Raw genomic sequence first — 10,923 nt, 5'->3', positions numbered from 1 at the left:
CCAGGAGGGCGCGGGCCCCGGTGTTTGCGCGGAGCGTCACAACCCTGCAATGACCGGCGTCCGAAGGGTCCGCTCGCCCTTACCCGCCGACCGCCGACCGCTACGCTGACGGTATGACGAGCGAGGAGCAGCCCACCCCCAGCGCCCCCGCGGCCGCGACAGCCGGCCCGCCCGACCTCCCCGAGGTGGCCCCCGCCGGCACCCCGGGTGAGCGGGCCCGCGCGCTGCTGCGCCTGCGCCCGTATCGGCGCCTGTGGACGACCCAGCTGATCGGCGGCACCGCCGACCGGCTGGGTCTGCTGGTGCTGCTGATGCTCACCGTGGTCGCCGCCGCCGTCGGGCAGCAGTTCGGTGATCTGCCGCGCAGCCTGGCGTTCGCCCTGGCCGCCGTGTTCGGGGCCCGGCTCGCCGCGACCGTGCTCTTCGGCGCGGTGCTGCTCGACCCGCTGCACCGGCTGGTGACCGGCAGGCTCGACCGCCGCTGGACGCTGCTGGGGGCCGACGCCCTGCGCGCCGTACTGATCGGCATCGCGCCCTGGTGGCTGGTCTGGCTCCCGGCCACGGACGGCCGGCCGTCCGGCGCCGCGACGTACCTGCTGCTCGGCACCGTCTTCGTCACCGGTGCCGCGGAGCGGGTCTGGGCGATCGCCAAGGACGCCGTCGTGCCCGCCCTGCTGCCCGCCGCGAACCCCCACGCCCCGCAGTCCGAGCAGCGCCCGTCCGCCGCGAACCTGGACACCGTCCGCACCCTGGACCAGCGCACCGGCTGGGCCACCCTGCCGCTCGCGGCCACCGCGCTGATCGCGCTGACGCTGGTCAACAACGTCTTCGCGGCGCTCGGCTCGGACTGGCTGCGGGCCCATCAGACCACGTTCGCCGCACTCGGGGCAGCTGTGCTGTTCGCCGTTTCCGCCGTGCTGATCCACCTCCAGGAGCTGCCGACCGGCCCGGTCGCCACAGCCCCGCGCTCGCCCCTGCAGGGCCTGCGGGCCCCGACCGACGCGACGCCGGGCCCCGCGCTCGGCAAGGGCCGCACGGGCTCCGCGCCCTACTTCACCTTCGCCGTGGCCGCCGGGTACGCGTCGATGGCGGGTGTCGCCGCGCTGGCGCTGCTCACCGCCGCCGAGCACCTGGCCGGCCCGATCGGCTACGGCCTGATCGTGCTGGCCGCCACCGGCGCGCCCGCGCTCGGTATCCGGCTCACCCGGGCGACCCTGCCCTCGCTGTCGCGCCGCCGGCTGCTGGCGCTGGCGCTGCTCACCGAGGGCGTGACGCTGATCCTGGCCGGGCTCGTGCTGGACTTCGTGCTGGTCCTGCTGCTGACCGTGCTCGCCGGGCTGGCCGCCGGGATCGTGATCTCGACCGGCCGCACCCTGCTCGCGCAGGAGGTCGAGGAGATCCGGCTGCCGAAGGTCACCGAGCACCTGTACGCGGTGCTGCGGGCCGTCGTCGCCGCCGCGCTGATCGCCGTTCCGCTGATCGCGGCGGCGTACGGCAACGTCGAGATCGGCGAGGTCAGGCCCGGCAGCTTCACCTTCATCCACGGCGGCGCGGCCCTCGCGGTCGCCACCGCCGGGCTGCTCACCCTCGCCCTCGCGGCCGTGGTGCTGCTGAAGACGGACGACCGCCGGGGTGTCGCCCCGTTCGGCCGCGAGCTGGTCGAGGCCGTCCGCGGCGCACTGATGCCGGCCCCGCACCGGACCACCGGCAGCGGCTTCTTCCTCGCCCTGGAGGGCGGCGACGGCGCCGGCAAGTCCACCCAGGCGCAGGCACTGGCGGAGTGGATCAGGGGCAAGGGCCACGAGGTCGTGCTGACCCGCGAGCCGGGTGGGAGCCCGGTCGGGCAGCGGCTGCGCGGGCTCGTCCTGGACGTCGGCAACACCGGTCTCTCGCACCGGGCCGAGGCGCTGATCTACGCCGCCGACCGCGCCGAGCACGTCGAGAACGTGATCAGGCCCGCGCTGGCGCGCGGCGCCGTGGTCATCACCGACCGCTACATGGACTCCTCCATCGCCTATCAGGGCGCGGGCCGCGACCTGGCCGCCACCGAGGTCGCCCGGATCTCCCGCTGGGCGACCGGCGGGCTGGTGCCGGACCTGACCGTCGTGCTGGACGTCGACCCGAGCGCCGCCCGCGAGCGCTTCACCGAGGCCCTGGACCGGCTGGAGTCCGAGCCCACCGAGTTCCACCAGCGCGTACGCTCCGGCTTCCTCGCCCTGGCGGCCGCCGACCCGAGCCGCTACCTGGTCGTGGACGGCAGCCAGCAGCCGGGCCTGGTCACCACCGCGATCCGCCACCGGCTCGACCGTGAGCTGCCGCTCTCCGAGCAGGAGAAGGCCGCCCGGGCCGAGCGCGAGCGCCTCGCGAAGGAGGAGGCCGAGCGCCGCGCGGCCGAGGAGGCCCGGCGCAAGGCCGAGGCGGAGGCCGCCGAGCGCAAGCGGCTGGAGCTGCTGGAGCAGCTGCGGGCCGAACAGGCGGAGAAGGACCGGCTGGCCAAGGAGGAGGCCGAGCGGGCCGCCGCCGAGGCCGCGCGCAAGGCCGCCGAGGAGGCCCGGCTGAAGGCCGAGGAAGAGGCGCGCGAACGCGCCGAGGAGCAGGCCCGGCTGCGTGCCGCCGAGGAGGCGAGGCTGGCCGCGGAGGCTGCCGAGCGCAAGCGGCTGGAGGCGGAGGCGGCCGCGCAGGCCGAGCTCCAGCGCCAGCGTGACCTGCAGCGGGAGGAGCAGCGCCGCCGCGCCGAGGAGGCCCTCCAGCGGGCGGAGGAGGCACGGCTGGCGCGGGCCGCTGAGGTGGCTGCGGCCGCCGCGACGGCTGCGGCGGCCGAGGCCGCCGCGCGCGCTCGGGCCGCCGAGGCGCAGGCGGCCGTCACCACCGAGCTGCCGCAGGTCGGCGGTACGGAGGACGTCACCCAGGAGATCTCCGAGCGCGACCGGCAGGCCGCGGTACGGGCGGCGGAGGCCGCTGCCGCGCGCGGCAAGGCGGCGCGGGACGCGGCGGGTGGTGCGGACGCGGCGGGCGGTGCGGACGCGGCGGGCGGTGCGGGCACAGCGGGCCGTGCGGGTACCCCGGCCGCCGCCGACGAGACGGCGAAGCTGCCGGTGGTGCCGAGCGCGGACGCCGCCCGCCCGGCCGCAGGTGCTCCTGCGGCTCCCGGTTCCGCTGGTTCCCCCGTCGCTCCCGCCGCGCCCGCCGACGAGACGGCCGTGCTTCCGCGGGTCCCCGCCTCGGACCCGGACCGGACCTCGGTGCTGCCCCGGGTCGAGCCGGGAGGCGGCCCGGCCGTGGACCGCTTCCCGCCCGGGCTGTGGCGTGACGACGCCCCGGCCCCGGACCGTACCCGGGAGCTGCCCGTGGTCGAGGAGCAGCCGCCGGCCGAGCCGCGCCCGCGCCCGTCCTGGGCGGAGGAGACGCCGATGGACGATCTCCCCAGCCTCACGGACACCCTGCTCGGCTCCCGTGACGAGTGGGCCCAGTGGCAGCGGCCCGCCGAGGAGGAGAACGGCGACGGCGGCGAGGACGACACCGGCAAGGGCCGTCGCAAGCGCCGCTGAGCCGGACGGTTCATCCCGTTCCCGTACGTCCCGCTCATCCCGTCCGCGGGCGCCGTCCGCCGTGAGCGCCGGCCCGCCGGGCGCCGGCCCCGTCCGCCGACGGTGCTCGCCGAGCGCCACCGCTGCCCCGGGCCCACCGCCCGGGGCGGTGGTCGTTCCGGGCGGCCCGGGGTGTCCTAGCGGCCACGTATGCTCGACCGCGGTAAGAGCCGTAGGGCGGTGGGGCCGGGGGTCCGGTGGCGCACCGGCGCGGCCCGGTACAGGTACAGAGCTTGGGAGCAGCGGTGGCCGTCTGGGACGACCTGGTGGGCCAGGAGCGGGTGGTCGAGCAGCTGACGGCCGCAGCCCGGGCGGCCAGGGCGACGGTGGTCGCCGGGCGGGGCGGAGCGGCGGACCCGGGGGCCAACGCCTCGCTGATGACGCACGCCTGGCTGTTCACCGGCCCGCCGGGGGCCGGCCAGATCACGGCCGCCCGCTCCTTCGCGGCCGCCCTCCAGTGCACCAGCCCCGACCTCGAACTCGGCGGCACCCCCGGCTGCGGATTCTGCGACGGCTGCCACACGGTGCTGGCCGGCAGCCACGCCGACGTGAAGTACGTCCGCACCGACGGCCTGTCGATCGGCGTCGGGGACATGCGTGACCTGGTGATGCGCGCCTCCAGCTACCCGACCGGCGGCCGCTGGTCGGTGATCCTGGTGGACGCCGCCCACCGGCTCACCGAGGCGGCGGCGAACGCCCTGCTCAAGGGCGTCGAGGAGCCCTCCCCGCGGACGGTCTGGCTGCTCTGCGCGCCCTCCGTGCAGGACGTGCTGCCGACGATCCGCTCGCGCTGCCGGATGCTGGTGCTCCGCACGCCCGCCGCGGAGGCGGTCGCGGACATGCTGGTGCGCCGCGACGGGGTGGAGCCCGCGACGGCCCGGCTGGCCGCGCTGGCCGGCCAGGGGGACGTCGAGCGTGCCCGCCGGCTGGCGGTCGACGAGCAGGCCAGGACCAGGCGCGCCGAGGTGCTGCGGATCCCGCTGGAGGTCGGCGACATCGGCGGCTGCCTGGCCGCCGCCCAGCGCCTGGTGGACACCGCCAAGGCCGATGCCGAGGCACTCGCCGAGACGCAGGACGCCAGGGAGACCGGCGACCTCAAGGCCGCGTACGGCGCGACGGAGGGCGCCAAGACGCCGCGCGGTATGGCCGGGGCGGTCAAGGAACTGGAGAAGCGCCAGAAGAGCCGGGCGACCCGTACCCGACGCGAGACACTGGGCGTCGCCCTGCTCGACCTGCTGGGCTTCTACCGCGACGTGCTGGCACTTCAGCTGGGCTCCACGGGCGCACTGTCCAACGAGGACCAGCGCCCGGCGCTGACCAAGGTCGCCTCGGCCGGGCCGCCGGAGGGGACGCTGCGGCGGATCGAGGCGGTGCTCGCCTGCCGCCGCGCGCTGGACCGCAACGTCGACCCGCTGCTCGCGGTCGAGGCGATGACGGTCGCGCTCCGGGCGGGCTGAGCCACTCCGGGCGCTACCCCCCCCGGGGCCCCGGGCCCCCGGGCGCCGGTGCGCGGAGCCGTGCCTGCGGTAGGTGCGCGGAGCCGTCCGTGCGGCCGGAGTGCAGAACCGTCCCTCCGTTGGCGCTCCGGCGCGTGCGCGCCCGCGGTCGCAACAGGTTCACCTGCCCGCCGTAGTGAAGCGTCCCCCCTTCGGGTGAACGTCCGAGGCCGTTCGGAACGCTGCCGTGCCCGCGGCCGGTCGTCTTGCACCCTGTGGACCGAGTACACCGTGGTACGCCGCGGCCCCTCCGGTGGCGCAGACCGCCCGGGCCACCGGGCCGCCACGGCCGTCCGGTACCGGCCCTCCCGAGGTGGTGCGTCCCATGCTCCGTCCGCTCCTCGTCGTACCCCTGCTGGCGGCCGCCGCGGGCGGTGTCTGGCTGTCGCGCGGCGCGCTGCTGCGCTGGCGCGACCTGCGCTCGGCGCAGACCTACGAGCTCGCCGGTGACCAGCGTCCGATGCTGCTCAGGGCGGTGGGCGCGATGCTGTGCGGCCTGTGCGTCACGGTGCTGACGGTGCTGGTGGCGGTCGGCGCGCTCGGCACGCGCGGTGCTGGCGGCGCTGGGGAGCCGTCCGTGGAGGAGGCCCGCGCCGAGGCCGGGCCTCGGCCGGCCGCCGCCCCGCCGGACGGGCCGGGCACGCCCGCGCCCTCCCCGGGGGCGCCAGCCTCGGCTCCCGTCCCTTCCGCCTCCGCCTCCTCAGGCGCCTCCGCCGGCGCTCCCGCGTCCGCCTCCGCGCCCGTCGCCGCCACGGCTTCGGGCAACGGCCCGGCGCCCGTGGTCAGCCACTTCGACAGCATCGGGCACCCGGCCGGGGGCGAGCTGATGGAGTCCGCCGTCGCCGGCCCGGACGGACGCCCGCGCACCGTACGGGTCTGGCTGCCCGAGCAGTACGCGCAGGACCCCAAGGCGCGGTTCCCGGTGATCGTGCTGCACGCCGCCGGTGCGCGGAAGACCGCCGACACCGAGGTGCCCGACGTCTTCGACAGCATCGCCTCAGCCGTGACGCTGGGCCGGTCCCGCCCGTTCGTGGTGGTCGTACCGCAGGCCCCGTCGGGGACCGAACACCCCTGCGAGCTGGTCACGGCGGCCCCGCAGGCCGTCTCCGACGACGCGTCGCTGCGCACCGTCGTGGCAGCCGCGTTCCGTACCCTGCCGCCGGGCCCCGCCAACTGGGGCGTGCTCGGGGTCGAGGCCGGGGCACCCTGTGCGGCGGCCGCGGGCCTGGCCCGGGCCGACCTCTACGGCGCTGCCGCCGCGGTCTCCGGCCGCTATGACAACACGGCGCTCACCGCGGCCGGCGCCGAGGCGCCCGCCGGCGCCGCGCCGAAACTGCTGCTCGCCGCGGCCAAGGCCGACAGCCCTGGTCTGGACGCGGCGCGCAAGTTGCAAGGCGCCCTGCGCGGCGGCGCCGGCCAGGCGGCCAAGGCGGATGTGCGGATCTCCGACATCGTGGAGGACTACACGCCGGAGCGGGTCCGCACGCGCCTGGTACGGGTCGCGGTGCAGTACTTGGCGGAGACACTGGCCCAGCCCTCCTGACTCCAGCCCTCCTGAGACCAGCCCGGCTGAGTCGTGCCCGGCGGGGCCCGGGCGGGCGTACTACGCTCGTGGCACCGGAGCGTCTGCCGGCCACGAGCCCGAGCCCGCGCCCGCCCGCTCGGGCGCTCACTCGCCCGCTCGCCTGCCGGGCGGAGCACCAGCAAAGCCTGCAGTACGCACCCGGGCACCCGCGCAGGACCGGCCCGGCGCCGTACCCGACCGTCGCGCCACCCGAGGGGAGCCGAACCACACCATGCGAGCCGTCCAGCCCCCCGGACCGCGACCGAGCACCCCCCACCGCCGGGTCGCCACCGCCGCCACCTCCGCCGCTGCTTCCGCCGTCTCGTCCGCCGCTTCCTCCGCAGCCTCCTGCATCGCGGCCGCGCTGGCGGCGGGCCTGCTGATCGCCGGCTGCTCCGCCCCGGCGTCCGCGCCCGACCCCGCCGGCCCCGCCGCCTCCGCTGCGGAGGGGCCGCCGTCCGCCGCCGGGCGCGCCGGGGCAGCCGCCCCGCTGGAGCCGCTGCCGGCCGCAGTACCGGCCGCCCTGGCCGGCTACTACGCTCAGTCGCTCGGCTGGCAGCCCTGCGACGACGGCTTCGAGTGCGCCACGTTCAAGGTGCCGCTCGACTACGACCACCCCGCCGCCGGCGACCTCTCCCTCGCCGCGGTCCGCAAGGTCTCCGACGGCACGGCCCCGCGCCGGGGCTCGCTGCTGCTCAACCCGGGCGGCCCCGGCGGCTCGGCGATCGAGTACGTGGAGGCCGCCGCCGGGACGTACTCCGCCGGCGTGCGCGCCGCCTACGACCTGGTCGGCGTCGACCCGCGCGGCGTCGGCCGCAGCAGCCCGGTCAACTGCCTGGCCGGCCCCCGGATGGACGCCTTCACCGCGGTCGACATGACCCCGGACGACCAGGCCGAGACGGACGCCCTGGCGGCCGCGGACAAGGAGTTCGCCACCGCCTGCCAGCAGCGTTCGGGGGCGGTCCTCGGACACGTCAGCACGGTGGAGTCGGCCCGCGACATGGACGTGCTGCGCGCCCTGCTCGGCGACGACCGGCTGCACTACGTCGGCAAGTCGTACGGCACCTTCCTGGGCGCCACCTACGCCGGGCTGTTCCCCTCCCGGGTCGGCCGGGTGGTGCTCGACGGCGCGCTGGACCCGTCCCTGGACGCGCAGGCCGGCAACCGCACCCAGGCCGGCGGCTTCGAGACGGCCTGGGCCGCCTTCGCGCAGGACTGCGTCAGGCACGAGGACTGCCCGGTCGGCCGGAGCGAGAAGGAGGCCGGTGAGAAGCTCGACGCACTGCTGCGGTCGATCGACGCCCAGCCGCTGCCCACCGACTCCGAACGCCGGCTGACCGAGTCCCAGGCCACCACGGGCGTCATCGAGGCGATGTACGCCGAGTTCCTCTGGCCCGAGCTGCGCAGCGCCCTCGCCGACGCCACGGCCGGCAGCGGCACCGCCCTGCTGAAGCTCTCCGACTCCTACTACGGCCGCTCGCCGGACGGCTCGTACCCCAACCTGATGTCCGCCAACATGGCCGTGAACTGCCTGGACCTGCCCGCGCCCTTCCGCACCCCGGACGACGTCCGCCGGGCCGTCCCCGAGTTCGAGCAGGCCTCGCCGCACTTCGGCCGGGACATGGCCTGGATGGCCCTGTCCTGCGCCTACTGGCCGGTCCCGGCGACCGGCGCGCCGCACACCGTCCGCGCGGCCGGCGCCGCACCGATCGTGGTCGTCGGCACCACGCGCGACCCGGCCACGCCGTACGCCTGGTCGCAGTCGCTCGCCGGACAGCTGGAGTCGGGCCGGCTGCTCAGCTACGACGGCGACGGCCACACCGCGTACGGCCGGCACAATGCCTGCATCGACGGCGCCGTGGACAGCTACCTGCTCACCGGATCGGCCCCCGAACAGGGCAAACGCTGCGCGAAGTGATTTCCGCTTCAACAGACGGTCGGCCCGAAGTTACGATGATGCGCCTGCTCACCCCCGGCTGCGCCGCCCCGCGTTCGCCGTAGATCTGCCGTAGGAGCGCACCTTGCTCGGAGTCAACGACCTGACGACGTACATCCTCGGCGCCCTGGTCATCATCCTGCTGCCCGGCCCGAACTCGCTGTACGTCCTGTCCGTCGCCGCCCGCAAGGGCATACGCACCGGCTACCGCGCCGCCGCCGGCGTCTTCGTCGGTGACTTCACCCTGATCAGCCTCACCTCGCTGGGAGCCGCCTCGCTGCTGAAGGCCAATCCGGCGGTCTTCGCGGTGGTGAAGTTCGGCGGCGCCGCCTACCTGCTCTGGATCGGCATCGGCATGCTGCGCGCCGCCCGCCAGCTCTGGCGCGAGCACCGGGCACCGGCCACCGACGCCGACCCGGCGGCACCCGTCGCCGACGAGGAGAAGCCGTTCCGGCGGGCCCTGGTGATCAGCCTGCTCAACCCCAAGGCGATTCTCTTCCTGCTCTCGTTCTTCACCCAGTTCGTCGACCCGTCCTACGGGCAGCCGGCGCTCTCCTTCGCCCTCCTCGGCGGCATCCTTCAGGCCTTCAGCATGCTGTACCTCTCCCTGCTGATCTTCGCCGGCACCACGCTCGCCACCGCCTTCCGCCGCCGCAAGCGCCTCTCCGCCGGTCTCACCAGCGGCGTCGCCGTCCTCTTCGCCGGCTTCGCCGCCAAGCTCGCCGTCTCCTCCGCCTGACCAGCCCGGAGAACCCCGGTGCGGATCACCCGCGAACTTGTGTAAACTGGCCCGCGTTGCCGAAACAGTGCACGCCCTCCGGGGCAGGCGCAGCCCGGCGGCGCCGCTTTAGCTCAGTTGGCCAGAGCAACGCACTCGTAATGCGTAGGTCTCGGGTTCGAATCCCGAAAGCGGCTCAGTAGCAAGGCCCGGTCGGACACTGTCCGACCGGGCCTTCTCTGTTTCGTGGCGGCCGGGGCCGGTCAGTATGCCGCGGGTAGGGCGGAGCAGGTCGAGGACGTGGGTCCACTGGTAGTCGTCACGGCCTCCGCCGGCCTTGGGCTTGTGGGGGACGTAGTCGCTGATCAGGACGCCCGTCGACAGTCAGGCGCGTACGTGAGCGCAGGCAGCCGCCGGGGCCGCCGGGCCCCCAGGTGACTGCCGGACACGATGAAGGGGCTCGCAACGGTCGAGCCCCTTCATCGGCGCGGGGCGTCCTGGTTCACTTGGCCTTCACCCAGGCCTGGCAGCCCGAGCTCTTGAAGACCTTGTCCGAGCTCTTGATCGTGACGACGCCCTGTCCGGTCAGGTTGTCGTTGGCGATGATCGACTCCAAGCCGCCGCTGCTGTCCTTGCTCCGCTCCCAGTAGCACAGGCCGAGGCTTCCAGGTCCGGCGGTCTTGTAGGTGCCGGGCTGGATGTCGTCTCCGACCAGGTACGTCCCGCTACCGGGAATGGTGTCGCCGGGAGCGCGGGTGGGCTCCTTGACCGGGGTCTGGACGGCGGCGGGCTCCGTGACGGTCACGGTGGCGGTAGCGGCGGGCGCTGCTGCCGCCGTCACGGTCTGCGTGACGGTCACGGTCACGGTGGCGGTGGGTACCGGCATCGGCATCGGCTTGGCGGCCGAAGCGGACGTGCTGGCGGCACCTTTCCCGCCAGTGGCGATGGCGTTGCAGCCGCCGATCAGTACCAGGCCACCGACGATGCCCAGCGTGACCTTCGTGGACTTGCGCATGCCGGGCTTCGGGGCGGGGGGCTGCTTCCATTCGGGCGGCGTGTCGGTGCTCTGCGGCACCCGGGAGGGGCTGAGTGGAGGCTGCTGGTCAGGGCTGCTCATGCGCGTGTCCTCTGTGGGCGGAGGGAGTCAGGAGGCAGGTCTACAGGTGTACTTGTGGGTACATCAGCTGTTTGCGGAAGCGTTACCTGCATGCTCTGGATCGGGCTGAAGCGCCATGGCAGCCGGGGCGGTCGGTGCCGCTCTCGCGGCTGGGTGCAGCCGCGATGAGCCTGCACCCGGGTGCTCGTGGCAGTGGCCCCGGGATCCCGGCATCCCGAGATCCCGAAGGCTCCCGGCCCTCGCCGGCCCAAACCTTCAGGCGATTGATATTTGACACAATGAAGCATCTCCCCGCATGATTGCTTCAGTTCATCAACTATTGATATGGAGAAGCAATCGTGAGTCACGCACCACGGCACGCAGTCGCGGCCGAGAAGCAGAGCAGCGCCCGGGTCCTGCCGGCTCTCATCCTGGCGATGCTGGCGTTCAGCGTGGTGCAGACCGCGGTCGTCCCGATCCTGCCCTCGCTCGCCAAGGAGCTGAGCGTCTCCGGATCCAGCATCAC

Annotated in this window: 6 protein-coding genes and 1 tRNA gene; 6 read left to right on the top strand and 1 reads right to left on the bottom strand. The window is 75.0% G+C overall.

All coding sequences use genetic code 11. The features are described from left to right. The first annotated feature begins 113 nt into the window (after positions 1 to 113). The 6 genes from tmk (at position 114) to ACIBH3_RS33475 (ending at position 9,498) form a co-directional block, all read left to right on the top strand. On the top strand, positions 114 to 3,548 hold the full coding sequence (gene tmk / locus ACIBH3_RS33500; RefSeq protein WP_396315885.1) for a dTMP kinase: 3,435 nt from the start codon (positions 114 to 116) through the stop codon (positions 3,546 to 3,548). Positions 3,549 to 3,832: 284 nt separating this feature from the next. Next, positions 3,833 to 5,044: a DNA polymerase III subunit delta' gene (locus ACIBH3_RS33495; RefSeq protein WP_396315884.1), complete on the top strand. Its 1,212-nt coding sequence runs from the start codon at positions 3,833 to 3,835 to the stop codon at positions 5,042 to 5,044. 364 nt (positions 5,045 to 5,408) lie between these two features. Then, positions 5,409 to 6,626: a hypothetical protein gene (locus tag ACIBH3_RS33490; RefSeq protein ID WP_396315883.1), complete on the top strand. Its 1,218-nt coding sequence runs from the start codon at positions 5,409 to 5,411 to the stop codon at positions 6,624 to 6,626. 253 nt (positions 6,627 to 6,879) lie between these two features. Beyond that, positions 6,880 to 8,565 carry an alpha/beta hydrolase gene (locus tag ACIBH3_RS33485; RefSeq protein ID WP_396315882.1) on the top strand — a complete coding sequence of 562 codons (1,686 nt, stop codon included), beginning with the start codon at positions 6,880 to 6,882 and terminating at the stop codon, positions 8,563 to 8,565. Positions 8,566 to 8,668: 103 nt separating this feature from the next. Next, positions 8,669 to 9,322, top strand: a complete 654-nt coding sequence (gene leuE, locus ACIBH3_RS33480) for a leucine efflux protein LeuE (RefSeq protein ID WP_396315881.1) — start codon at positions 8,669 to 8,671, stop codon at positions 9,320 to 9,322. A 102-nt stretch (positions 9,323 to 9,424) separates the two neighbouring features. Then, positions 9,425 to 9,498: transfer RNA gene (locus ACIBH3_RS33475), tRNA-Thr, on the top strand. 305 nt (positions 9,499 to 9,803) lie between these two features. Here the strand turns inward: ACIBH3_RS33475 and ACIBH3_RS33470 are convergent. Next, the gene (locus ACIBH3_RS33470; RefSeq protein ID WP_396315880.1) at positions 9,804 to 10,418 is read right to left on the bottom strand and encodes a hypothetical protein; all 615 of its coding nucleotides are present in this window, start codon (positions 10,416 to 10,418) and stop codon (positions 9,804 to 9,806) included. Between the last annotated feature and the right edge of the window lie 505 nt (positions 10,419 to 10,923).

This window comes from Kitasatospora sp. NPDC050543 (assembly GCF_044457565.1).
GTDB lineage: Bacteria > Actinomycetota > Actinomycetes > Streptomycetales > Streptomycetaceae > Kitasatospora.
Note: the sequence above shows the minus strand (reverse complement) of the source record. Positions and strands in the feature narration are given on the sequence as shown.